This window comes from Glycomyces harbinensis (genome assembly GCF_900101745.1).
GTDB lineage: Bacteria > Actinomycetota > Actinomycetes > Mycobacteriales > Micromonosporaceae > Glycomyces > Glycomyces harbinensis.
Genome location: NZ_FNAD01000016.1, coordinates 72104 through 96043, shown reverse-complemented (window position 1 = coordinate 96043; position 23940 = coordinate 72104). Strand labels below are relative to the sequence as shown.

General features: G+C 69.6%; 20 protein-coding genes and 1 tRNA gene. 12 read left to right on the top strand and 9 right to left on the bottom strand.

What is annotated here, in order from left to right:
- Positions 1 to 13 precede the first annotated feature (13 nt).
- The 3 genes from BLQ63_RS21800 to BLQ63_RS21790 are packed head-to-tail and all read left to right on the top strand — an operon-like array spanning position 14 to position 1705.
- The gene (locus BLQ63_RS21800) at positions 14 to 511 is read left to right on the top strand and encodes a WXG100-like domain-containing protein (protein WP_091039640.1); all 498 of its coding nucleotides are present in this window, start codon (positions 14 to 16) and stop codon (positions 509 to 511) included.
- Positions 504 to 1238: a YwqJ-related putative deaminase gene (locus BLQ63_RS21795; RefSeq protein WP_091039639.1), complete on the top strand. Its 735-nt coding sequence runs from the start codon at positions 504 to 506 to the stop codon at positions 1236 to 1238. Before BLQ63_RS21800 ends, BLQ63_RS21795 begins: the two co-directional genes overlap by 8 nt.
- Entirely contained in the window at positions 1235 to 1705 is a 471-nt protein-coding gene (locus BLQ63_RS21790; RefSeq protein ID WP_091039638.1) for a toxin-antitoxin system YwqK family antitoxin, read from the top strand. The genes BLQ63_RS21795 and BLQ63_RS21790 overlap by 4 nt, the downstream gene beginning before the upstream one ends.
- A gap of 260 nt (positions 1706 to 1965) precedes the next feature.
- Here the strand turns inward: BLQ63_RS21790 and BLQ63_RS21785 are convergent, their stop codons facing one another.
- Entirely contained in the window at positions 1966 to 2559 is a 594-nt protein-coding gene (locus tag BLQ63_RS21785; RefSeq protein WP_091039637.1) for a TetR/AcrR family transcriptional regulator, read from the bottom strand.
- 84 nt (positions 2560 to 2643) lie between these two features.
- Here BLQ63_RS21785 and BLQ63_RS21780 point away from each other — a divergent pair, with 84 nt between their 5' ends.
- Positions 2644 to 3660: an NADP-dependent oxidoreductase gene (locus BLQ63_RS21780; RefSeq protein ID WP_091039636.1), complete on the top strand. Its 1017-nt coding sequence runs from the start codon at positions 2644 to 2646 to the stop codon at positions 3658 to 3660.
- Here the strand turns inward: BLQ63_RS21780 and BLQ63_RS21775 are convergent.
- A complete protein-coding gene (locus BLQ63_RS21775) occupies positions 3610 to 4710 on the bottom strand; it encodes a WD40 repeat domain-containing protein (RefSeq protein WP_091039635.1) in 1101 nt (366 codons plus the stop codon). The two genes, BLQ63_RS21780 and BLQ63_RS21775, sit on opposite strands and share 51 nt — an antisense overlap.
- A 405-nt stretch (positions 4711 to 5115) precedes the next feature.
- Between BLQ63_RS21775 and BLQ63_RS21770 the strand changes: the two genes are divergently transcribed.
- Together BLQ63_RS21770 and BLQ63_RS21765 are read left to right on the top strand one after the other, a co-directional pair.
- Complete coding sequence (locus BLQ63_RS21770) at positions 5116 to 5508, top strand: hypothetical protein (RefSeq protein ID WP_091039634.1); 393 nt, start codon at positions 5116 to 5118, stop codon at positions 5506 to 5508.
- Positions 5509 to 5923: 415 nt separating this feature from the next.
- On the top strand, positions 5924 to 7573 hold the full coding sequence (locus BLQ63_RS21765; protein WP_177155052.1) for an RCC1 domain-containing protein: 1650 nt from the start codon (positions 5924 to 5926) through the stop codon (positions 7571 to 7573).
- Positions 7574 to 7785: 212 nt separating this feature from the next.
- Here the strand turns inward: BLQ63_RS21765 and BLQ63_RS21760 are convergent.
- Positions 7786 to 7860: transfer RNA gene (locus BLQ63_RS21760), tRNA-Val, on the bottom strand.
- A 197-nt stretch (positions 7861 to 8057) separates the two neighbouring features.
- Here BLQ63_RS21760 and BLQ63_RS29705 point away from each other — a divergent pair.
- Together BLQ63_RS29705 and BLQ63_RS28590 are read left to right on the top strand one after the other, a co-directional pair.
- Positions 8058 to 10379, top strand: coding sequence for a rhamnogalacturonan lyase (locus BLQ63_RS29705; protein WP_091039632.1), 2322 nt, complete (start codon positions 8058 to 8060; stop codon positions 10377 to 10379).
- A gap of 197 nt (positions 10380 to 10576) precedes the next feature.
- Complete coding sequence (locus BLQ63_RS28590) at positions 10577 to 12814, top strand: hypothetical protein (protein WP_091039631.1); 2238 nt, start codon at positions 10577 to 10579, stop codon at positions 12812 to 12814.
- A gap of 86 nt (positions 12815 to 12900) precedes the next feature.
- On the opposite strand, the gene BLQ63_RS21745 is transcribed toward BLQ63_RS28590, so the two are convergent.
- Together BLQ63_RS21745 and BLQ63_RS21740 are read right to left on the bottom strand one after the other, a co-directional pair.
- Positions 12901 to 13944: an ABC transporter substrate-binding protein gene (locus BLQ63_RS21745; protein ID WP_091039630.1), complete on the bottom strand. Its 1044-nt coding sequence runs from the start codon at positions 13942 to 13944 to the stop codon at positions 12901 to 12903.
- A 143-nt stretch (positions 13945 to 14087) separates the two neighbouring features.
- A complete protein-coding gene (locus BLQ63_RS21740; RefSeq protein WP_143015037.1) occupies positions 14088 to 15146 on the bottom strand; it encodes an ABC transporter substrate-binding protein in 1059 nt (352 codons plus the stop codon).
- A 91-nt stretch (positions 15147 to 15237) separates the two neighbouring features.
- Between BLQ63_RS21740 and BLQ63_RS21735 the strand changes: the two genes are divergently transcribed.
- Genes BLQ63_RS21735 through BLQ63_RS21725 form a run of 3 tightly spaced genes read left to right on the top strand, consistent with a single transcriptional unit; the run spans position 15238 to position 18253 of the window.
- Entirely contained in the window at positions 15238 to 16317 is a 1080-nt protein-coding gene (locus BLQ63_RS21735; protein ID WP_290428019.1) for a FecCD family ABC transporter permease, read from the top strand.
- Positions 16314 to 17393 (top strand): FecCD family ABC transporter permease, encoded by a 1080-nt coding sequence (locus BLQ63_RS21730; protein ID WP_218125418.1) that lies wholly within the window; start codon positions 16314 to 16316, stop codon positions 17391 to 17393. Before BLQ63_RS21735 ends, BLQ63_RS21730 begins: the two co-directional genes overlap by 4 nt.
- Positions 17390 to 18253 (top strand): ABC transporter ATP-binding protein, encoded by an 864-nt coding sequence (locus BLQ63_RS21725; protein ID WP_218125416.1) that lies wholly within the window; start codon positions 17390 to 17392, stop codon positions 18251 to 18253. The genes BLQ63_RS21730 and BLQ63_RS21725 overlap by 4 nt, the downstream gene beginning before the upstream one ends.
- Before the next feature lie 79 nt (positions 18254 to 18332).
- Here BLQ63_RS21725 and BLQ63_RS21720 read toward each other — a convergent pair whose 3' ends face one another.
- Entirely contained in the window at positions 18333 to 19721 is a 1389-nt protein-coding gene (locus BLQ63_RS21720; RefSeq protein WP_091039627.1) for a sensor histidine kinase, read from the bottom strand.
- Positions 19722 to 19724: 3 nt separating this feature from the next.
- Positions 19725 to 20486 (bottom strand): response regulator transcription factor, encoded by a 762-nt coding sequence (locus BLQ63_RS21715; RefSeq protein ID WP_091039626.1) that lies wholly within the window; start codon positions 20484 to 20486, stop codon positions 19725 to 19727.
- Positions 20487 to 20730: 244 nt separating this feature from the next.
- Between BLQ63_RS21715 and BLQ63_RS21710 the strand changes: the two genes are divergently transcribed.
- Positions 20731 to 21996, top strand: coding sequence for an SDR family oxidoreductase (locus BLQ63_RS21710; RefSeq protein ID WP_091039625.1), 1266 nt, complete (start codon positions 20731 to 20733; stop codon positions 21994 to 21996).
- Positions 21997 to 22167: 171 nt separating this feature from the next.
- On the opposite strand, the gene BLQ63_RS21705 is transcribed toward BLQ63_RS21710, so the two are convergent.
- Entirely contained in the window at positions 22168 to 23181 is a 1014-nt protein-coding gene (locus BLQ63_RS21705) for an S-adenosylmethionine:tRNA ribosyltransferase-isomerase (protein ID WP_091039624.1), read from the bottom strand.
- Complete coding sequence (locus BLQ63_RS21700) at positions 23178 to 23900, bottom strand: SDR family oxidoreductase (protein ID WP_091039623.1); 723 nt, start codon at positions 23898 to 23900, stop codon at positions 23178 to 23180. Before BLQ63_RS21700 ends, BLQ63_RS21705 begins: the two co-directional genes overlap by 4 nt.
- Positions 23901 to 23940: the final 40 nt, after the last annotated feature.

Genomic DNA, 23940 nt, shown 5'->3' with positions numbered 1-23940 from the left:
AGGAGCCCCCTAGATGGGCATGCAACTGCCCTCCGAGTTGATCACCCTGCTGGGGGTGCTCGGGTACGAATGGCCCGAGTCGGACGAGGAGAAGATCTTCAACCTCGCGGGGGAGTGGACCGGCATGGCCGATCAGATCTCCGCTCGGGTCGAATCGCTCAGCGCGGCGTCCCGGACCCTGATCGAGAACAACGCGGGCGGTGACATCGACGCCTTCCAGACCCATTGGGAGGACGAGAAGTCGGCGATGAAGAACATCGCCGACATCGGTGATCCGTCCAATGAGATCAACATCGGCCTGACGATCGCCGCCGGCGTCATCCTGGCGCTGAAGATCGCGGTGATCGTGCAGCTCGCGATCCTGGCGGTGCAGATCGCGTGGGCCATCGCGACGGCGCCGGTCACGTTCGGGGCCTCGCTGGTGCAGATTCCCATCTTCAAGCAGATCGCGGGGCTGATCATCGACCAGCTCCTCGACCAGGCGTTGAATGCGGTGATGAAGGGTGCCTAAACCGAAGGACGGCTCGAAGTCCGGCGTCAGCACGGTCGTCAACAAGGTCCTCAGCTACCCGGGTTCGTTCCGCAAGCCCGAGCCCCGCGGCCCGTCGCGCTCCAGCGACCCTGACGTTCAGAACCTCGAGAACAAGCTCGACGACATCGGCAGGGAGCCCAAACCCCGCAGATGGGACTACATGGAGCCCACCGGCGACAAGAACAAGGACCACGAGAAGCTCAGGGAACGCTGGAACGAGTACATCGACGAGAACCCCGAACGCTGGAGCAACGCCAAGCGGATGCCGTGCGTGAGCGCCGTGTGGGACCGGAAGTCGGGGCGGGTCTACTACGACCACAACGTCCACAAGAGGGACAAATGGAATATGAACCCCGACGACCTGGACCCGATCCTGCGCGAGCGGTATAAAAAGTCCCTCGACAGGAACGGCCCCTTCTGGCAGATGCAGGAGAACCAGGACTGGCACGGCGCTCCGGGCACGCACTCGGAGACCCGGGCGACGAACCAGGCGATCAAGGACGCTCGAAACGATCCGGGCCGCGAGCCGTTCATGGAAGACTTCATGCTTCACAACGGGAACCCCAAGACCAAGAACGACATGCGCTGCTGCGGCAACTGCACGCAGATGTGCGACGGCGTCCACGGCTCCAAAGCCGGCTGGGAGGCCGGCGGCCCCGGCGGTCACCAGGTGGACAACAACTGGAGTAGTGATTTCTCAGTATGAAACCGAGTTACGACCCCGTCGCGCTGTCGGTGCCCGACGAGGAGGTCCGCGTCGACCAGGACCAGCTCTACTGGCGCGGGTCGGAGCGGTTCACCGGGTTCACCGGCGAGATGCTGGAGGGCGGCGTCTACGAGTTCCAGAGCTTCAAGGACGGCCTGCTCGACGGTCCCAGCGGCCGGATCTCGCCCGACGGCGACCTCATCGAGGAGGAGTGGTTCCAAGGCAACCACCTGTACGGGATCACCCGGGAGTTCCGGCAGGACGGGACCCTGGCGACGGCCACCGGCTACCAGTACGGGTACCCGATCTGGATCGTGCGGTTCGACTTCGACGGGACCTCCGTCCTGGCGACCGAGCACCCCGAGCCCGTGTACGGGCAGCGGGAGCTGATCGACATCCTGTGGAGCAAGCGACCGATGCCCGCCCTGCGCGGTCCCGAGGACGCCGCGGACCTCTCCAAGCACTGAGCGCGAGAACGGACTGCCGGCCTTCGGCGCTCAATGCAGGGTCCAGCTCACGACCCTGAGCGCCGAGGGCGTCAGTGCCGGCCAGGCCGGCGGAATAGACGTCGGCAGGGGCAAAAGATCTCTGGGCTCGTGCTCGGCGCGAGGGCCTGGAGCGGTTGCGAGCGCCGCTCCGGCTCAGGGCAGCCCGCCGGCTTTCAAATCACGGACTGCAGCGACCTTCTCGTCGGGCTGGTCCGCGCTCGATCGTCTGCGGGGAAGACTCAGTCGAGCAGCTCTCCTTGGCGGCGGGTCGTCGGTGCCGGCGGCATGACCGCCTCGCGCAGCTCGTCGGCGGCCTGGGTGATGAGCTGGGAGAGAGTGGTGTCCGGGTCGGTCAGCCAGCGGGACGTGGCGCGCCGGTGGATCGCCAGCACCACGTCGATGATGAAGCGTGCCTTGCCGGGCTCGACGCCGCGGCGCTCGAGCACCCGCGCCAGCGCGTCGGCGATGTCGGCGAGCTTGATCAGATCGCGCTCGACCAGTGCCGGGTTGGCGGCGATGACTCTGGCGCGGCGCAGCAGGAACTCGCGCGGGCGAAAGATCCCCTCGGCGGTCCTCAGTGCGTCGAGCACCGCCTCGATCGGCGTGAGGCCCGGGTCGGTCGCCTCGACCTGGGCGACGAGGTGGGCCTCGAGTTCGTTGCCGGCGAAGAGGACTTCCCGCTTGTCGGGGAAGTAGCGGTAGAAGGAGCGCTCCTTCAGACCGGCGGCGTCCGCGATCTGCGCGACCGAGGTGCGCTCGAACCCCTGTGTCTCGAACAGTTCAAGCGCTGCGCGCTCGAGTCGGCCCTGTGCGTCGGATTCCCATCTCGGCATACCCATCAGGGTACGACAACAGAAGTTGTCGCCACGGTGATACGGTCGATGACAACAGATGCTGTCATCAGGCGGGAGATCATCATGAAGGCGCTGCAATTCGACCGGTTCGGTTCCCCGGACGTGATCGTGCTCCGCGACGTCCCGACACCGGAGCCCGGACCCGGACAGATCCGGATCGCCGTGCAGGCGTGCGGCCTGACACCGGCCGACTGGCACCTCGTCGACGGTCTCCTCGCCGACCATCTGCCGCCGCTGCCGCGCGGGCTCGGTCTCGAGATCGCGGGCACCGTCGACGCGCTCGGTGAGGGCGTCACCGGCGTCCAGGCCGGTGACCGCGTGTTCGGCCCGGCCACCTTCGACGGCCCGACGGCCGGCGCCGCCGAGTACGCGCTGATGCCGGCCTGGGCACGCATTCCCGAAGGCGTCACCGCCGAGGAGGCCGCCGCGCTGCCGATGGCGGCCGAGACGGCGTGGCGCGCGCTCGACGACCTCGGCGTCCAGCCGGGTGAGCTGCTACTCGTCCACGGCGCGGGCACCACCGTGGGTGAGGCGGCGGTGCGCCTCGCGCTGCACCGGGGTATGCGGGTGATCGCCACCGCCGGGCCGACTCGGGCCGCCGCCCTGGAAGAGGTCGGCGCCCAGGTGACGGCCTATGGCGAGGGCATGGCCGAACGCGTCAGCGCACTAGCCGGAGGCCGTGTCGACCGCGCCCTGGACGCGGCGCCGACCGGCGGCCGGATCGACCGAGCCGACCAGCCCAGCCCGGCCGGCGGCTCACTGCCGACCTTGATCGAGCTGACCGGGGATCCCGACCGCGTCCTCACCGTCTCGGACTTCGCCGCCGCGGCTGAGCTGGGCGTCCGGATCACCACCGGGATCCGCTACGACCAGATGGACGAGTTCGCCCGGCTCGCCGGCGAAGGCGTATTGGTCGTACCGGTCGCCCGCACCTACACGTTCGACCAGATCCAGAAAGCGGCCGAACTCAGCCGATCCCGCCGACCCGGCGGCAAACTCATACTCGTCCTGCGAGCTGCGGTCGGGGAGTCAGGCGATCAGTGCCGCGAGGTCCCACAGGCGGATGGCGTCGTTGCTTGATATGACGGCTGTCGGGACGCCCTCAACCTCGGTGATCATTGTGAGGGAGTGGCCGGCCAGCACCTCGCCGAGCTGTTCACCGCGGGCTAGGTCCCATCTGCGCAAGCCGTCGCTGCTGCTGGTCAGAGCGATGGAACGCCCAGCGATGGCGGCCGTTCCCAGGCTCCCGATGGTGTTGTCGTGGCCGGTCAGGCGCGGGCCGATCCGCTCCTGGGCGTCTAGGCTCCACAGGTGCAGCGCGCAGTCGCTCGAGCCGCCACCGCTCGCCACGACCACGGCCTCGCCGTCGATCTCGGTGAGGGCGATCTCTCGCACCATCGGATCGATGCCGGTCAAGGGCTTGCCGATCGGCTCGCCGCTGAGGAGGTCCCAGGCCTGCGCGAAGTTGTCGTGGCCGCCCGTCACCGCCACGGGCCTGCCCTTGACGAGACCCGCTCCCATGCCGCCGTTGTAACTGCCCTGAATCCTTGCGACCGGCTTCCCGCCACGGCTCAGATTCCGTGCCACCAGCCGGCCTTCCTCGGAGCTGCTGACGGAGATCAGGCCCTGGTCGGAGGCGACGGTGGTGAGCGCGGTGACTCCCAGTTCATGGCCGGTGATAGTCGCGCCCACCTTGCGGCCGGTGGCGAGGTCCCAGACGCGGACCGCGCCGCCCGCGGCCTCGAAGTCGGGATGGGACAGGTCGAACCGGGCGCCGCCGGTGAGCACGACGGGGCGCCCGTCGAGGTGCGCCACGGTCAACTGGACGGCGAGATCGCTCGGATCCACCTCGACCCTGGGCCGGAGCCCCCCGCCGCCCGGGTCCTCGTCAGTGTCGTCGTCCTCGCACCATTCGCCGACCTCGTAATACCATTCGTCCTCCGGGCCCGCCCGGTCCAGCTCCAAGGGGCGCTGCACGCAGGGGCCACCGGTGAGATCGCAGGTCCACAGCACCCCGTCGCGGTCCACACTGACCGTCACGAGCGTGCCGTTCAGCGCGATGACCGGAGTGATGTCGTGGCTGTAGGCATGGGTGTGTCCGGAGTACTTGCTCAGATGTTCATCAGTCATGTGCGCACTGGCTTTTCTTGTGAGGTCCAGGACCACTTCGGGTGAGGTCCAGGACTACCTGCGGCTGCTGGTTCTTCGTCGGCAGGCCCTGCCTGAGTACTCGGTCGCGGAGGGCGACCTCGAGACGAAAGGCGCATGCACCCATCATCCACCTCGAAGTCCTTGCACATCAGACACAACCATCCACGAAGTCGTTAGGTGGTCACGGCATCGGCGCCGGTCGGTGCGGCGGCACTGTCGAAACGCCGGACACTCGGGACCAGCGCCGCGACGCCCTCGGCGTCTGTCGCGCCACTGAGGACCTGGGTCTCTTGATATAGCTTGTGGGCCAGACGGTTCGGCTCGATCCGAGACTCCACCCGCTCGGATGTGCCGAGCCCCCTTCCAACTCCAGAAGGAGTCCTGATGATCCGCAGAATCACCACCCTGTTCGTGGCCGCCACCGCGGCAGTCCTGGCCGCCGTCGCCGTTCCCGGTACCGCCTCGGCGGATCCGTCCAACCCCGGTCCGCTCACCGGATACGTCTGCACGTCTTGGGGATGCGCGTACTTCTACGAGCAGGGCGAATGGCTCCGGGTGAACGACAAGGTCGATGACGGCTACTTCGCCTATGCCGAGCTGGAGGTCTACCAGAACGGCGGCTGGGCTGACGCCCCGGACTACGTCAACTGCCTCAACGAGCACCCGGCATCCGACTCGTGGTGCGACTACGACGCCACCGACGGCAGTTCCGTGAGGATCCACATGTGGCGTGAGGGCGGCCTCAACCACACGTACAGCTCGACCTTCACGGCGTAGCAGCACCGTGGCGCGGTGCGAAAGGCGACGCTCTTCGCACCGCGCATTCGGGCAGACGGGACTTCCAAGCCGAACGTGAATCGCGTCGGGCCCGCCGCGCGTTGTTCAAGGGAGCGGAACAACTGCGCGAACCGAGGGACGCGCCGCCTCGGCATCCACCCGATCAGGTGACCGTCTACACCAGACTGCAAGTACAGTGAATCGCACTGTGCTGCTTGCAGAGTGAGTATGTGCCGTCCTCGGCGCGCCCTTGTTGCGGGCGCGGCTTCACCCAGATCACGCCTCGTCGATCGTATCGTCGGAGCGGTCAGTCGAGGAGTTTCTCTGTGTGAAGTGAGGGTGCATGCGACCGAGTGTTCGGCGAGCGCTGGCTGCGGTGACGGCTGTCGGTGCGGCTCTGGGATCGGCTCTGGCGGTGGCGAGCGCGGCCACGGCCGCCACTGGTGACGAGGCGTTGAGCTGGGGGCGCAACCAGTACGGCCAGTTGGGCAACGGCTCACTCAACTCGGCAGGGGAATGGGTGCCCGGTTCGGTGGCGCTGCCCGATGGGGCGAGCGTGACCGCGGTGGGCGGCGGCTACGGGTTCTCAATAGCCCTGACCTCCGCAGGTGCGGTGCTGGCCTGGGGGCAGAACGATGTCGGCCAGCTCGGCGAGGATTCGTTCACCAACAGCACTGAGCCGGTGAACGTCGAACTGCCGGAAGGCACGACGGTCACGGCGATCTCGGTCGGCGACGACCACGTCCTGGCGCTGACCTCGACCGGGCAGGTGCTGGCATGGGGATACAACGAATGGGGCCAGCTCGGCAACGGCACGAACACCGAGAGCGGTCTCCCCGTCGAGGTCGATCTGCCGTCGGGGACGACGGTCACGGCGATCGCCGCCGGGGCCGGCCACAGCCTCGCACTGACCTCGACCGGGGAGGTCCTGTCGTGGGGCGACAACGATCTCGGGCAGCTCGGCGACGGCACCACCACCCAGCGCACCACGCCGGTCGAGGTCCGCCTGCCCGCCGGCATCACCGTCACCGCCCTCGCCGGCGGTGACGACCACAGCCATGCGCTCACCTCCACAGGGGAGGTGCTGTCCTGGGGATACAACGTCCGGGGTCAGCTGGGGGACGGCACCACCACCACTCGCACCGAGCCCGTGGCCGCCAACCTGCCCTCCGGCACCACGGTCACCGGCATCGCGGCCGGCACCGGGTTCCAAAGCTATGCGCTGACGTCCACCGGTGAGCTGCTCGCTTGGGGCGACAACACCTACGGCCAGATCGGCGACGGCACCAACACCCACCGCAGCGAGCCCGTGTCCGTGCACCTGCCCGAGGGCACGATCATCACGCAGGTCGCCTCCGGTGACGACCACGCCGTGGCGCTGACCGACACCGGCCAGGTGTGGAGCTGGGGCTACAACCGCTACGGCCAGGTGGGCGACGGCACCACCACCAACCGCAACGAACCGGTCGAGGTCCGACAGCCTGAGGCTCAGCCGGCGGTCGCCATCGGCGTCGGCAGTTACCACAGCCTCGCTATCGCGCAGTCGCCCCAGACCACCACGACACTGAGCGCCGAGCCCGAGCGCGCCCAGGTCGGCGAAACGGTCACGCTCACCGCCGACGTGTCCTGCACCGTGGGGACGCCCACCGGCACCGTCACGTTCACCGCCGGCGGCGAGGAGATCGGCAGTGCCGCCCTCGAGGACGGCACCGCCACGCTGGTCACCGACGCCCTTCCCGAAGGCGAGCACACCATCGTCGCCCGCTACGAGGGCGACGACTCGTGCCCGGCATCAGAGTCCGGGCCGGTCACCGTGACCGTCGGTGCCGGGCAGCCGGAGTGCGATTTCCCGCCGTACGAAGACGGTGGCGACGGGGACGGGGACGGTGCGCCCGCGGATGACGGCGCGGACGGATCGCCGGGACCGTGCCGACCGCTGGCGGACACCGGCAACGACACGAGCGCGATCGCAACGGTCGGCCTCGGAGCGACGCTGCTGGGAGGCCTGGTCCTCCTCGCCGCCACCCGGGTCTTGCGCAAACGGGCGCAACAGCGCCAGCCCTAGCTTGGCGTGGACGGTGAACTGAGGTGTCATCGGAAGGGACGCGGCGCCGGGCATCGTCTACGTCTTCGGCACGCGGAATGACTCTGTCAAGGACATCACCTAGGGCGCTGACCTGCTGGATGAGGTGTTCGGCGAGACGCTGGAGGAGCCCAACTTAGAGGGTGATCGGCTCCTACGCGAAAGCCCCGGCTCAAGTGGCCGGGGCTTTTTGCTGGTGGTCGATACTGGGATCGAACCAGTGACCCCTCGCGTGTGAAGCGAGTGCTCTCCCGCTGAGCTAATCGACCGGGACGAGGCGTAACTGTACCGGAGTCGCTGTCGGCGTGGTGCGCTGGGGGGTTCGGGATAGCGGCCGTCACACCGGGCGGGGATCTTGACAGGGCTTGCCAATGTCGATAGTCTTCGATGCGTTAAATCGTTTCAATTGAGGTTCGGGACGTCCCCTCGTTGACTGGCCTCGTACGAATCCGAGGAGCTCCCCTCTATGAGTCCCCCCACCAAGTTCCGTAGGATCATTGCCGTTTCGCTGGTCGGCGCGCTGGCCGGGGCCGGGGTCACGGCCTCTGTTCAGGGCCACGGCGGTCATCATGACGAGATCCAGCTCGAACGGCTCGACCGCGGCCTCGTCGCCGCGGTGACTGACGATGGTGTCTTCCTCAGCTGGCGCCTGCTCGCCAATGAGGTCACCGGTTATAACGATTCAGGTCTGACCGGCGCGACCTTCAAGGTCTACCGCGACGGCAAGAAGATCGCCACCGTCACCGACTCCACCAACTTCCTCGACACCGGTGGTGCGGAGGACGACGAGTACAAGGTCGTCGCCGTCAAGCGCGGCCACGACGACGTCTCCGACACCGTCGAGCCCTGGTCGCAGGGCTACCTCGACATCCCGTTGCAGAAGCCCGCCGACGGCGTCACGCCCGCCGGGGAGGCGTACACCTACAAGGCCAACGACATCAGCCCCGGCGATCTCGACGGCGACGGGGATTACGAGTACGTCGTCAAGTGGGACCCCTCCAACTCCAAGGACGTCTCCCAGGTCGGCTACACCGGGCCCGTCCTCATCGACGCCTACACCCAGGAGGGCGAGCTGCTGTGGCGCATCGAGCCCGGCGTCAACATCCGGGCCGGCGCGCACTACACCCAGTTCCAGGTCTACGACTACGACGGCGACGGCATCGCCGAGGTCATGCTCAAGACCGCACCCGGCACCAAGTCCACCTCATATGTGAAGGGCGGCAAGGTCGACTACATCGACCTGCCTCGCGACGACGTCCGTGCGGGCGTTACGCACCAGGACGACTACCGGTTGTCCGCCGACGGGTACTACGACCATCTGGTGGGGATTTTTCAAGGCTGGGACCAGCACCCTGAGGTTTTGAACGGGGACTGGCCCTCGACTGTTGAAGCCGCGCTCGGGGCCGATGCCCAGTTCGACTTCTCGTACCCGCTGTCCCAGGCGGACGCCGAGACCCTGGCCGACCACTTCATCGACGTCTACGCGCCGTCGCGTTCGGCCCGGAACCAGCTGCGGAACTTCGCGGGCTTCGTCCTCGACGGGCCCGAGTACCTCACGGTGTTCAACGGCCGCACCGGACTCGAGATGGACACGGTCGACTTCCCCGTCGAGCGCGGCGACGACGGCCTCCTGTGGGGCGACTACGCGATGTCGCGCATCGAGCCGGGCAACCGGGTCGACCGCTTCCTCTCCGGCGTCGCCTACCTCGACGGCGAGCACCCCACGGCGATCTTCGCCCGCGGCTACTACACGCGCACGACGATCACCGCGATCGACTGGAACGGCCGGCACCTGACCGAGCGCTGGCAGGCCGACTCCGGCCACGCGCCCATGTCGAACCCGTTCAACAGCGGACCGCACGGCGTCGAAGGGCCCGATCCCGAATGGGGCACGCTGACGACGCAGGGCGACCACTCGCTCCAGGTGGCCGATGTGGACGGCGACGGCAAGCAGGAGATCGTCTACGGCGCCGCGACGCTGGACGACGACGGCTCGCTGCTCTACTCCTCGTACGCGACCATGCCCGAGGGCTCGGCCAACCCGGGCTCCCTGGCGAAGCTCGGCCACGGTGACGCGCTCCACGTGGGCGACTTCGACCCCGACCGTGAAGGGCTGGAGATCTTCTCGGTCTTCGAGGGCGGCACTTGGGCGCCCTACGGCTACGCGATGCGCGACGCCGAGTCCGGCGAGGTCCTGTGGGGCGGCTACACCGGCCGCGACACCGGGCGCGGCATGGTCGGCGACGTCGACCCGTCGAGCCCGGGACTCGAAGCCTGGGCCGGACTGCCGCCGGACCAGGCGGGCAACCCCGAAGGCCTGTTCACCGCCGCCGGCGAGCAGATCGAGGGCACGCCGCCCGGGACGAACATGAGCATCCGCTGGGACGCCGACCTGACCACCCAGCTCGTCCACGGCGCCGACGCCGCCACGATCGAGACCACGACGATCCGGGACTACCAGGACGGCGTGGTGCTGGACGCCCCTGAGACGCTGACCAACAACTACACGAAGGGCAACCCCGGCCTGGTGGCCGACGTGCTCGGCGACTGGCGCGAGGAGCTCCTGGTCCGCACCGCGGACAGCAGCGCGATCCGCGTCTACGTCTCCACTGAGGTCACCGACCACAAGCTCTTCACGCTCATGCACGACCCGCAGTACCGCGTGGGCGTCGCGAACCAGCAGACGACCTACAACCAGCCGCAGTACACGAGCTTCTACCTGGCCTCGGACATGGACTTCGGCGACGTGACCGTGCCCGACTATTGGACGCCGCGCTACGACCGGTAACTGAGATCGAACGGGCGGGGCGTCCTGAGGGGCGTCCCGCCTTTTTTGGTGGCCGAATGAGACATGGGATGATACGAGGAATTCACCCGGAGGCCTTGCGCTCGACCATACGTTGCGGTTGAGTGAGAACCGCCCCATCATCCCGCCTCCGGCGCGAATCCGCACCGGAGCCTCGGCATCAGCATTGGAGTCCTCCTGTGCAGTCCCTCAGACGGCGAGCGCGCCTCGCGGCGGCCGCCGCCGGCGTCGCGATCATCGGCGCCGCCGGATTCGTGTTCGCCTCCCAGGCCCAGGCTCAGGCCGACATCAGGCACATCGGTGAAGTCCAGGGTTCCATCGCCGACGGCGACACCGACTTCACCTCGCCGCTGGCCGGCCAGACCGTGTACGTCCAGGGCGTGGTCACCCAGGAGACCCTGGACCCGTCCGGCAACAAGGGCTTCTTCCTCCAGGAGCGGGCCGACGCGACCGACGGCGACCCGAACTCCTCGGACGGCATCTTCGTCTTCAACAACCAGTACTCCACGATCCGCACCCTCAACGGCTCGCCCGCGCAGACCGAGCTGGGCGCCAACTGGACCGTGAACGTCGGCGACGAGATCGTGGTGCGCGCCGTGGTCGGCACCTACTTCGGGAACATCCAGTTCAGCGGCGGCTCGACCTTCGTCTACGACGTGGTCGACACCGGCCTGGACCCGCTCGCCGAGATCGAGTCCGTCGAGGTCGACGCCCCCGACGACGCGAAGGCCTCCACCGAGTACTTCCGCCGCCACCTCGGCATGCAGCTCACCGTCCCGGCCGACTCGGTGGTCACCGCCGGCCGCGACGTGTTCTCCAGCGGCGGCGAGGTCTGGGCCATGCGCGGCGACAGCGCCGCGGCCCAGCAGGGCGGGTACGCCGCCCGTGCCTTCCGCGACGCGCACCCGCTCGACACGGTCGAGGGCAGCTTCGACGACGGCAACGGCTACCTGTTCGTCATGGGCGACCTGGGCATCCGCGCCACCGCGGGCACCACGGAGTCGATCATCGCCCCGGCCAAGACGTACGACGTCATCACCGAGGCCAACACCGGCGGCGTGTACCTCTCGTTCGCCAAGTACGCCATCGAGGTCGCCGACGACCTCGCGCTCGAAGGCGGCCTGGAGCCGGCCGAGAACGAGCCCGTCGAACCGGTCGGCAGGCACGAGGCCGCGATCGGCTCGTACAACATCGAGAACCTCTACGACACCCGCGACAACCCGAACTCCGAGTGCGACTTCGAGGGCGACCCCGGCTGCGTCGACGCCGAGGACCCCGAAGGGAACGTCAACCCGCCCTTCGACTACGTGCCGTCGGACTACACGGAGTACCAGGCGCGCATGGAGCGCGAGGCCGCGCAGATCGTGGACGACCTGCACAGCCCGGCGATCCTCATGACGCAGGAGGGCGAGGCCCAGGACGTCTGCTCGGTCAACCCCGCGTGGACGAAGCGCTCCGACCTCGGCGAGGACCGCCTGGTCTGCGACCTGGTGAACACCGGCGACGCGAACGAGCAGAGCGACGGCGCGCCCGACTCCCTCCAGGAGCTGGCCCTCCTCATCGCCGAGTACGGCGGCCCGACCTACAAGGCCGTGGGCGACCTCGACTCGGCCGACACCCGCGGCATCATGACCGGCTTCCTCTACCAGCCCAAGCTCGCCGGCCTCTCGAAGGCCAAGCACTGGGACCCGGTCCTCGGCGACGACCCGGAGGTCGACTACCCGACCGAGGCCGACGAGATCAACGCCGAGGTCCAGAACCCGAAGGCCCTCAACGCGGCGCTGCCCGACGAGGTCATCGAGCAGTGCACGAACTCGGGCGTCTACGCCTGCAACGGCTTCGACGTGTTCAGCCGTCCCGCGCAGGTCGCGAAGTTCTACCTCAAGGACAAGCACGGCAACAAGGTCGAGGAGATCTACCTGATCAACAACCACTTCTCCTCCAGCCCGAACACGCGCGTGCTGCATCGCACCGAGCAGGCGAACTACCTGGCCGCGATCAGCGCCGCGATCCTCGAGGAGGACCGCAGGGCGAACGTCCTGGCCGGCGGCGACCTGAACGTCTTCCCGCGCCCCGACGACCCGTTCGCCGAGGGCCAGACCATCGCGGGGGACTGGGTGGGCCCGTCCGACCAGCTCGCCGGGCTCTACGAGGACTCGGGGCTCTCCAGCCTCTACGACTACATGCTGGAGGACCACCCCGAGGCCGCCTACTCCTACACCTATGTGGGCCAGGCGCAGACGCTCGACCAGATGTGGGCCTCCCCGCACCTCCTCCGCGAGGTCGAGTCCGCGGTGTCCGCGCACATCAACTCGGACTACCCGGCCGACGCCTACGAGTTCGGCGAGGAGCCCGCTTACGGCAACTACGGGGTCTCCGACCACGACCCCGAGGTCGTCACCATCGACCTGAAGTAACCGAGAGGCGAAACGAAGGGGCGGATCCACGTGGATCCGCCCCTTCTCACTTTGCATTCTTCAGTTGTCGCTCTTCGGGAAAGCTCTCAGAACAGCTTCTTCGCGTTCGTGATCGCCTCGGCCAGGGCCTCGATGGAGGCGGCGGCGAGACCGTAGGAGTACATCGGCTCGGCCTCCCAGCCGACGATCTGTCCTTCCTGGACGGCCGGGAGCGCGTTCCAGGTCGGGTACTCGGTCAGCTGATCGGGCTGGAGTGACTGGACCCGGTTGTCGAGCAGGAGCAGGTCCGCGTCGTACTTGTCGGCGTTCTCCCAGGAGAGGAACTCGAAGTAGCTGCCGGTGGCCGCGTCCAGCGCGTCGGGGACGATGATGTCGACGCCCAACTCCATGAAGAAGCGGGTGTCGTTGCCCATGTTCGGGCTGGAGGCGTAGAACGTGTCGGCGGCCGCGGCGCAGGCGAGCACCCTGACCGGGTTCGCGGCGGCGGCCGTCCTGAGGGCCTCGACGGCCGCGTCGTAGCGCTCCTTGCTCGCGACGTTGTCGTCCGACTCCAGGTCGGCCCCGAGGCTCGCGGCGAGTTCGGCGTGGCGGCCGATCACCTGGTCGAGGGTGTTCGCCAGGGCTTCGTCGTTGGCGCTGAGCGCGACGACGGGGGCGAGGCTCGTGATGTCGGAGGCGCTGGCCTCGGGCACGTACCAGAGCGCGGCGGGGTCGATGTAGTAGTGGGACATGATGACCTCGGGCCCGTAGGCGGCGTAGGCCTCGACGTCGAACTCGCCGTAGACGTTGCCGAAGACCTCGAGGTCGTCGACGGGGAGGTCGCCGGCCTGGGTGGTGGCCGAGCCGTCCTCGTTCGTGGTGGGGCCGAAGACGGCCGGGACCTCGACGCCGAAGTCGTACAGCGCGGCGGCCATGCCGGTGAAGGCGACGATCTTGGTGGGCCTGTTCTCCAGCTCGGCGGTCTCGCCGCGGTCGTCGGTGAACTCCCAGGGGCCGGTGGACTCGTCGCCGGATCCGGACTCGTCCTCCCCGCCGCCGCATGCGGCGAGGGCGCCGGTCACCCCGAGGGCGCCGCCGCCCGCGAGCAGGCCGCGGCGGCCGATCTTGACGCTGTCGGCATCGAAAGCCATGTGGTGTCTCCTTCACGAAGGGCGTGTGGGGGCCGGACTGGCGGTCGGTGTTCGGGGCCTCGCCCGTACGAACCGAGGTTAGGCTAACCTAAACATATTCCGGCTCCCTGACCTGGGGTCCTCACGTGGCGTCAGCCACGCATTCAGTCGGTCAGCGAGGCGATCGGCCGCGCGGCGCCGAGCCCTTCCGCGATCCTCTCCAGCTCAACGGCCCCACCGACATGCGAGTACACCGGCTCGGCGTTCCAGCCGTACACCTGCCCGGCCGCCACCGCCGGGAGCGCCGCCCAGGTCGGCTGCTCGGCGAGCAGTCGCTCGGCCGTGATGTTGCCGGTTCGCACGTCCAGGAAGATCACGTCGGCCTCGTACTTGTCGACGTTCTCCCAGGACAGGAGCTCCCAGTAGTCGTTCTGGTCGGGGTTGTCGGGGACCACGAAGTCGACGCCGAGCTCGACGCTTTTGGCGAGCAGGTTGAACGTGGGCGGGTTGGCGATGTAGAGCCCGTCGGGCCAGGCGCCGACCGCCATGGCCTTGTATTCGTAGCCGGTGGCCTGTTGGATACCGAAGTACGTGTCCGGGATCGCCGCCATTGCGGCGCCGAACCGTTCGATGCCAGCGACATTCGCTTCGGAATCGAGGTCGGCGCCGAGCTCCACGGCCAGCTGCGCGTGGCGGTCGATGATCTGGTCCAGGGTCGGCAGCGAGACCTCGATGCCCACGCCCGGCGCGAGCGACTCGATCTCCTCAAGGCGCTCTTCGGGAACGAACCACAGGTCGAAGCCCTCGTAGTAGTGCGAGACGAGGAGGTCGGGGCCGATCTCGGCGTACTTCTCGACGTCGAACTCGCCCCAGACGTTGCCCAGGACCTGGAGGTCCTCGACGGGCATTCGCCCGGCCTGGATGTCGGGCGAGCCGTCTTCGAGCGTGGTGGGGCCGAAGACGGCCGCGACCTCCACGCCGTAGTCGTACAGCGCCGCGGCCAGGCCGGTGAACGCGACGACCTTGCTCGGGACGTGGTCGAGCTCGACCGCCTTCTGGTCGCGCTCGTCGACGAACGAGAACGAGCCCGAGCCGCCGTTCGCGCCCTCGTCACCGCCGTCTCCCTCGGAGCACGCGGCCAGGAGGGAGGCGGCGCCGAGACCGCCGCCCGCGGCGAACAGGCTGCGGCGGGTCAGGGCCCGGGGATAGGCGCGGAGTGGCACGTCGAACTCCTTCGATGGTGAACGGGGCGGGGTTATCGTGGTTAGGTTAGCCTAAACAAAACCGCAGTCAACATCCCTCCGGAGACCGCACTTGTCAACCGCCCAGCGCGCCCGGAACCAGGCCCAGCCGACCCCGGCGGGCCTCGATTCCAACAGGGGCCCAAGCGAATCGGTGCCGCAAAAGCGCACCGCACGCCGGGTCTCCGGCATTCTCGTCCTCACCGCCGCCCTCGCCGCGCTCGCGCTCCTCAGCATCGCCGTGGGCTCGCGCGCCATGGGCCTTCCCGAGGTGTGGGACGGTCTGACCGACCGGGCCTCCGACGCCTACCCGGTCGTCACCGAGCTGCGCGTGCCGCGCACGATCCTCGGACTCGCCGCCGGGGCCGCCCTCGGCCTGGCCGGCGCCCTCATGCAGGCCATGACCCGCAACCCCCTCGCCGACCCCGGGCTCCTGGGCGTCAACACCGGCGCGGCGGTCGCGGTGGTCACCGCCTCCTACTTCATCGGCTCCTTCGGTTTCGCCGGGACCATCTCCTTCGCCTTCCTCGGCGCCGCGATCGCGGCCGTGGCCTGCTATCTCATCGCGGGCGCGTCCTCGGCGACCCCGGCGCGGCTGGCGCTGGCGGGCGCGGCGGTGACGGCCGCCGGGTTCGCGTACGTGTCGGCGGTCCAGCTCATGGACGCGGCCACGCTCGACCAGATGCGCTTCTGGTCGGTGGGCTCGCTGGTGAACGCCCATGTCGCGCCGATGCTCCCGGTCGTGCTCCTCATCGGCGTCGCGAGCGTCATCGGGGTGCTGCTGGCGCGGCCGCTGAACGCCCTCGCGCTCGGGGACGCGACCGCGACCGGCCTCGGCGTGGACCCGCGGGTGCTGCGGGTCGCGGGGATCGTGGTCATCACGGTCCTGGCCGGGACCGCGACGGCGGTGTGCGGCCCGATCGTCTTCGTCGGCCTCGTCGTCCCGCACGTGGTGCGGGCCTTCACCGGGCCCGACCAGAACTGGGTCCTGCCGTACTCGGCCCTGACGGGCGCGGCGTTCCTGGTCGCGGCCGACGTGCTCGGCCGCGTGATCGCCCGGCCGGGCGAGGTCCAGGTCGGCATCGTCTGCGCCGTCTTCGGCGGCCCGTTCTTCCTCTACCTCGTCAGCCGCAGGAAGGTGGCCCGCCTGTGACCGCCGTGCTCACCAGGTCGAGTCCGCAGGCCGGAGGCGCCGCAGGGCGGTCCACGGTCCTGCGCCTGGGCGGGATGTCCGTGCGCGTCCGCCACCGCACGCTCGTCGCGGTCCTCGGCTCCCTCGCCGCGTTGATCGCGGTCGCCATGTGGTCGGCCGCGACCGGCTCGACCGCCCTCGGCCTCGAACGGGTCTGGTACGCGCTGATCGGCGAGGGCACCAAGGGCGACGAGTTCATCCTCTGGACGCTGCGCCTGCCGCGCCTGGCGACCGGCATCGCGGTCGGCGCCTGCATGGGCCTGTCCGGGGCGCTGTTCCAGAACCTCACCCGCAACCCGCTCGGCAGTCCCGACATCCTCGGTCTGACCCAGGGCGCGACCTCGGGCGCGCTCGTGGCGATCATCCTGACCGCCTCGTCGCTTCAGCTCACCACCGTGTTCGCCGCGGTCGGCGCCCTCGCGACCGGCCTGATCATCTGGGCGCTGACGCGCGGCGGCGACCCGTCCGGGTACCGTCTCGTACTGGTCGGCATCGGCCTCGCGGCGATCCTCGCGGGCATCAACGGCTACCTGCTCACCCGCACGTCCATCGTGGACGCGTTCCGCGCGGTCTACTGGCTCACCGGCGACCTCTCGGGCCGCGACTGGAGCCAGGCCAGGGCCGTCGGGCTCGTCCTCGCCGGCGGCATCCTGGTCGTCGCGCTCCTCTCCCGGAGCCTGGACGCGCTGCGCCTCGGCGAGGCGACCGCGACCGGTCTCGGTGTCCGCGTGGGCACCTCGCGGGTCGTCGCGCTCGTCGCCGCCTCGATCCTGACCGCCGGGGCCGTCGCCGTGGCCGGGCCGCTCGCGTTCGTCGCCCTCGCGGCCCCGCACATCGCCGCCCGCCTGACCGGTTCGACCCGCAGCTTCCTGGTCTCGGGGATCGTCGGCGCGCTCATCGTCACCGGCGCCGACATGATCGCCGTGGCCGGGATCGCGGGCCGCCAGCTGCCGACCGGCGTCGTCACCGGCGTCCTCGGCGGCGCCTACCTCATCTGGCTGCTCATCGCCAACCGCAAGAAAGGGGTCATGTCGTGACCGCTAGTCCGCTGTCCGTGCAGGACGCCACGATCGGGTACGGTCGCGTCGCCATCAGCGAGCACCTGAACGTGGACATCCCCGAGGGGGAGTTCACGGTCATCCTGGGCCCCAACGCATGCGGCAAATCGACCCTGCTGAAGGCGCTCGCGCGGATGCTCAAGCCCTCCGACGGGCGGGTCCTGCTCGACGGGAAGGACATCCACTCCCAGCCCACGCGGGCCGTCGCCCGGCGGCTCGGCCTGCTTCCGCAGGCCCCGATCGCGCCCGACGGCATCACCGTCGCCGACCTCGTCGCCCGCGGCCGCTACCCGCACCAGGGCATCCTCAGGCAGTGGTCGCCCGAGGACGAGCAGGTCGTCGCCGAGGCCATGGCCGCCACCGACATCACCGAACTGGCCGCGCGCGGCGTGGACGAGCTCTCCGGCGGCCAGCGCCAGCGGGTGTGGATCGCGATGGTCCTCGCCCAGCAGACGCCGCTGCTGCTGCTCGACGAGCCGACGACGTACCTGGACATCACGCACCAGATCGAGGTCCTGGACCTGTGCGCGAAGCTCCACCGCGAGGGCCGGACCCTCGTGGCGGTGCTCCACGACCTCAACCAGGCGGCCCGCTACGCCACGCACCTGATCGCGATGCGCGACGGCGCGGTCGTCGCCGAGGGGCCGCCGGCCGAGATCGTCACCGCCGAGACCGTGCACAAGGTCTTCGACCTGCCGTGCCGGATCATCGACGACCCCGAGTCGGGGACGCCGCTGGTGATCCCGAGCGCTCGCGCGAGGGACGGGGAGAACAGTCCGTCTGCTCGCGCGAGGGACGAGGAGAGCAGTCCGTCTGCTCGCGCGAGGGACCTCGTCTAAGGCCGAAGGCGCCGGCGTCGCCGCGCCGGCCGTCCTCGCCTCGTAGGTGTCTGAACGCGGAACGGCCTTGTCGCCGACGCTATTCGAGCCTCGCGACCGGCATACGCACTTCGACCGTCGTACCTTGCCCCGCTTCGGATTCGAGGCGGATCTCGCCGCCGTGGGAGGCGACGATCGAGGAGACGATGGAGAGGCCGAGGCCGGAGCCTCCGGTGGCGCGCGAGCGCGACGGGTCGGCCCGGTAGAACCGGTCGAAGACCTTTTGGCGGTGCTCCTCGGGGATGCCGGGGCCGTGGTCGGCCACGCGCAGGACGGCCCAGCCGTCCTCTTCGGCCACCGAGACGTCGATGGCGGTGTCCGCGGGCGTGTGGACGCGGGCGTTGGTCAGCAGGTTCACCAGCACCTGTCGCAGCTGGCCCTCGTTGGCGACCACCGTGACCGCTTGGGCGGCTTGGAGTCCGACGGGGTGCGTGGGGTCGGCGACTTCGGCGTCGTCCACGGCGTCCTGCGCGAGCTGGGCCAGTTCGACCAGTTCGCGGTCGCCGCCGACCTCCTCGTCCAGGCGCGAGAGGACCATGAGGTCGTCCACGAGCTTGGCCAGTCGGGCGTTCTCCGAGCCGATCCGGTCCATGGCCCGGTCGAGCTTCTCGCCCTGGGCGGCCGCGCCGGACTGGTAGAGCTGGACGTAGCCGCCGATGGCGGTCAGCGGGGTGCGCAGCTCGTGTCCGGCGTCGGCCACGAACTGGCGCAGGCGCCCGTGCTGGCGGTCCCGCTGGGTGATCGCGTCGGTCAGGCGCGAGACCATCCGGTTGAGCGCCAAGGAGAGGCGGCCCATCTCGGTGCGCGGGTCGGCGGCGGTGATGCGGTGGCCGAGGTTCCCGGAGGCGACGGTCTCGGCGTCGGCGACCATGTGGTCGACCACGCGCAGGCCCCGGCGGGTGATGATCCAGGCCGCGAAGATGCCGAGGGCGGCGACGAGGAGGCCGGTGATCACGGCGGTGCGGGTCAGGGTCGAGATGGTCGCGTCGACGTCGTTCATCGAGGTGGCGACCACGACGGTGAAGTCACCCGATTCGTCGTTGACGAATCCGGTGACCTCGAACGCGATCGCGCGGTAGTTCACTTCGCCGTCGGCGCTCTGAACGGTGAAGTACTCGTCCGATTCCGGCGGCGAGGAGATGTCGGGAAGGGCATAGGGCGACTGGATGTAGCCGGCCTGCTGCTGGCCGGCGAGCTCTCCGGATTCGTTGAAGAACAAGAGCGCGAACTCGCTGTAGCCCAGTTCCTCGGCGGGGTTGCCGGTGGGCGCGCTGCTGATGTGCCCCTGCTTGACGAAGTCGCGGAGGCTCTGGTCGACCTGCTGGGTCAGGTGGCTGGAGACCGTCTGCACGGTCACGAAGCCGATCACCGCCACGGCGATGATGAGCAGGACCGCCATGGCCGCGGCGATCTTGGTGCGAATGGCCACCGGTCACGCCTGCGGCGGGCGCAGCATGTAGCCGACGCCCCTGACGGTGTGGATGAGGCGGGGGCCGAGCTTGTCGAGCTTGCGGCGCAGGTAGAACACGTAGGTCTCGGCCAGGCTCGACTCGGTCTCGAAGTCGTAGCCCCACACCTGCTTCAGCAGCTCCGATTTGGACACCACGCGGCCGGCGTTGGCCGCCAGGTAGCGCAGCAGCCGGAACTCGGTGGGGGAGAGGTCGATGGTCTTGCCGTCGCGCGTCACCTGGTGCGCGGCCAGGTCGAGGACCAGGTCGGCCACCGCGACGGTGTCGGTGCCGCGCGAGGGCGCCGCCTCGCGGCCGATGGTGCGGCGCAGGACCGCCGAGACGCGCAGGCTCAGCTCCTCGAGCCGGAAGGGCTTCATGAGGTAGTCGTCGCCGCCCGAGCCGAAGCCGTCGCGCAGGTCGTCGGGGGCGGTGCGGGCGGTCAGGAAGATGATCGGGGTCGCGTCGCCGGAGGCGCGCATCCGGTCGGCCACGGCGAAGCCGTCCAGGCCCGGCATGTTGACGTCGAGGATGACCAGGTCGGGCCGCACCCCCTCCACGGCGGTGAGCGCCTCGGTGCCCGAGCGGGCGGCGGTGACCTCGTAGCCCTGGAAAGAGAGGGCTTCGACCAGCAGGTCGGCCAGGCTCTCCTCGTCGTCGACGACGAGGAGCCGTGCCGGGGACCCGTCGCCCCGGAGCGGCACCGCTGGCGGTGAGGCCCCGGCTGGCCCGCTGGTCGAAGTCATCCACCGCTCCTCAGTACTCGTCTGCGCACGTGATCGGTTGCCTCGGTGCGCATGATCGGTCGCCCGGCCAGCCTATTTCACCGTTTGCGCCGCTGAAAGGGTTCGCGCCCGTTTCCACGCGAGTTCTGGACGCGCTCTCAGCCAACGTTCAGCAACCGTCCGGAGTGTCGTCCGCACTGGGCTTCCCTCTGAAGTTACTCACTAGTAGTATGCGGAGGGACATCGATCACATGGAGGCGTAGCAATGGAGCCAGCCGTCAGCAACCACCCCCTCAAGGGCCGGTCCGCGTTCGTGACCGGCGCGAGCCGGGGCATCGGCGCGGCCATCGCCGTCGCGCTCGGCGCGGCAGGGGTCAAGGTCGCGCTCTTCGCCAAGACCGGCGAACCCCACCCCAAACTGCCCGGGACCCTCCACGAGACGGCCAAGGCCATCGAGGAGGCCGGCGGCGAGGCGCTGCCCATCGTCGGCGACCTGCGCGACGCCGAAGCCGTCGGCGAGGCGATCGAAGCGACCGCCGCGGCGTTCGGCGGACTCGACTTCTGCGTCAACAACGCCTCCGCCCTCGACATCTCCGGCATCGGCGAACTGAGCCTCAAGAAGTTCGACCTCATCGCGGGCGTCAACATGCGCGGCACCTTCGCCTCCATCAGCGCCGCACTGCCGTACCTGCGCGAATCCGACCACGCCCACCTGCTGACGATCAGCCCGCCGCTGAACACGAACCCGGACTGGTTCGCCGGCGGCCCCTACACCGCCACCAAGTACGGCATGACGATCATGACCCTCGGCGCGGCCCAGACCGAGCCCGGCATCGGCGCGAACTGCCTGTGGCCCAAGACGACCATCGCGACCGCCGCCGTCGAGTTCGCCCTCGGCGGGCAGCCCATGCTCGACCGCAGCCGCAAGCCCTCGATCGTGGCCGACGCCGCGCTGGCGGTCCTCGCGCGCGACCCGAACGCGTACACCGGCAACGCGGTCCTGGTCGAGGACCTCCTCGCCGAGGAGGGCGTCACCGACCTGGACGGGTACGCGGTCGTGCCCGGCCAGACCGATTTCCAGCCGGACATCTACGTCGACTTACAGGCGCGGGAAGTCCTCGCCGGTGAGGCGGTCCATCGCGTCCTGCTGCTGCTTCGCGCGGTCTCTGACCTGCTGCGGAATGTGGTAGATCACGTATGCGGCCGCCGCGGCGAGGACCAGCGCGATGATCAGCGGCACGACGCTCCAGCCGGTCGCGCGCGTGCTCCACTCGCCGAGTTCGGAACACGCGCGTACGACCTGCTCGCCGCTCGTGTTCGTCGCGGAGCACACGTCCCCGGCGTTGACCCGCTCGCCGCGGTAGGTGAGGACCCGCTCCTCGCCTGGCAGCGCCGAGATGAACAGGACCACGGCGAGCGCGAGCGTCACGGCGACGGTGAAGCCGGTGACGATCGGCGAGTCCGGGAGCGACAGGCGCCCACGCTGGCGGTCGCTCTGCTTGTGCTCGGGGGGATGGAAGTCGTCCGCTGACGAGGGTGTGAACATCGCGGGTCCCTTTCGAGCGGTGCGGCGGCCCGGTTCGAGCCGTCGCACCGATGCTAACGCGCAGCTCGCGCGGGTGCGGGCCCCGCCGCCGGACTGACGTCCCGGACACGGCGGCGGGCCGCCCCCGGCGCCGGACGCGCCGGAGACGGCCGGGCCTCACGCGATGAGGTGGACGTCGCCGAACTCGTGCCAGAGGTAGCGCTCCTCGATCGCGGCCGTGTACGAGGCGCGCAGCAGGTCGGTGTCGCAGATCGCCTCGAGCATCGACAGGTGCGTGGAGCGCGGCTCGTGGAAACCGGTGAGCAGGCCGTCCACGACCTTCACCGGGTCGGCGGTGGAGACGATGCGGTCGGTGTGGCCCGAGGCCGCGGCGACCTCGCCGCCCTCGGCCGCGGCGCTCTCCAGCGCCCGCACCGCCGTCGTGCCGACGGCGATGACCCGGCCCCCGGCGGCCTTGGCCGCGTTCACCGCCCTCGCGGTGAAGTCGCCGACCTCGAACCACTCGGGGTAGGGGTCCTCGTCGCTCTCGAGCGACGCGACCCCGGTGTGCAGCGTGATCGGTGCGACCCCCACGCCCGCCGACACCAGCCGCGTCACGATCTCCGGCGTGAACGGCCTTGCGGCGCTCGGCATCTCGGCCGAACCGGGGACGGTGGCGAAGGCGGTCTGGTAGGCGCTGATCGGCCAGTCGCGGTCGACGTAGGAGTAGCGGATCGGCTTGCCGTACTTCGCCAGGTACTCGGGCACGGACGCGAACTTCGGGCGCGTCACCCACAGCCGCTTGCCGAACCGACGCTCCAGGTACAGCTCGACGCCGCCGGGCAGGTCCACGATCCTGCCGAGCACCTCGCCCAGGTACGGCTTGTCGCGGTCGCGCAGCTCCACCAGCCACGACCCGTCGGGCCGGGTGGAGGAGAAGTGCACCCGCCAGCCCTGCCGGGTCGGAACGGACGCGGGCATCGTGCCCGAGTTGTTGACCACGAGCAGGTCGCCCGGGCGCACCAGGGCCGGCAGCGCGTCGAAGCGGTGGTGGCCGATGGCGCCGGTCGCCTTGTCGCTGACCAGCATTCGCACATCGGAACGGGAGGCGCCGCGGGCCTCGGCGGGACGGTCCGCCTCCAGTGCGGCGTCGAGCGCGAACGCGAACGGGGAGGTCAATGTGGTGCTCATTCGTGTGCCTCGATCTGTGAGTAGTCGTCCGCGGCGAACCGGCCGCTCGGGGGCGCGTCGCGTTCGCATGCGCACCAGCGGAATCCGACGACCCGCGCGATGCGTTCGGCGGCTTCGGACGGCGGGTCGGCCTGGGCCGCGTCCGCCGCGCCGACCGCGTCGGCGAGCATCGCGGTCGACATCTCGCCGGGGTCGACCGCCCAGACCGCGACGGCCGGCTCCTCCGCGCCGAGCACATTGGACAGCTGATCGAGGGCGGCCTTCGTCGCCCCGTAGTTGCCCCAGGTCGGGTACGGCCCGGTCGCGGCGTCCGAGGAGATGTTGACGATCGCCCCGCCGCGCTCGCGCAGCTGCGGCAGCGCCTCCTGGGCGAGGGCGATCGGGGCCCGCACGTTCACGTCGAACAGGCGCGGCCACACGGTCAGGTCGGACTCGGACAGCGTCGGCAGCGGCACCTCGCCGAGCGTGGACGCGTTGTTGACCAGCAGGTCCAGTCGTCCCTCGGCCAGCGCCACCAGCGCTTTGCGGTGCGCGGGATCGGCGACGTCCCCGGCCAGGTGCCGCGCCCCGAGCCGCGCGGCGACCTTCGCGAGCCGGTCCTCGCCGCGGGCGGTGAGGACCAGGCGCCAGCCGCGTGCGGCGAGCCGTTCGGCGAGCGCCTCGCCGAGTCCGGCCGAGGCCCCGGTGATCAATGCGGTGCGGTTCTCGAAGTTGCTCATGCGAATCACGCTATGGCCGCCCGCGCGCGCCCGCATCGGG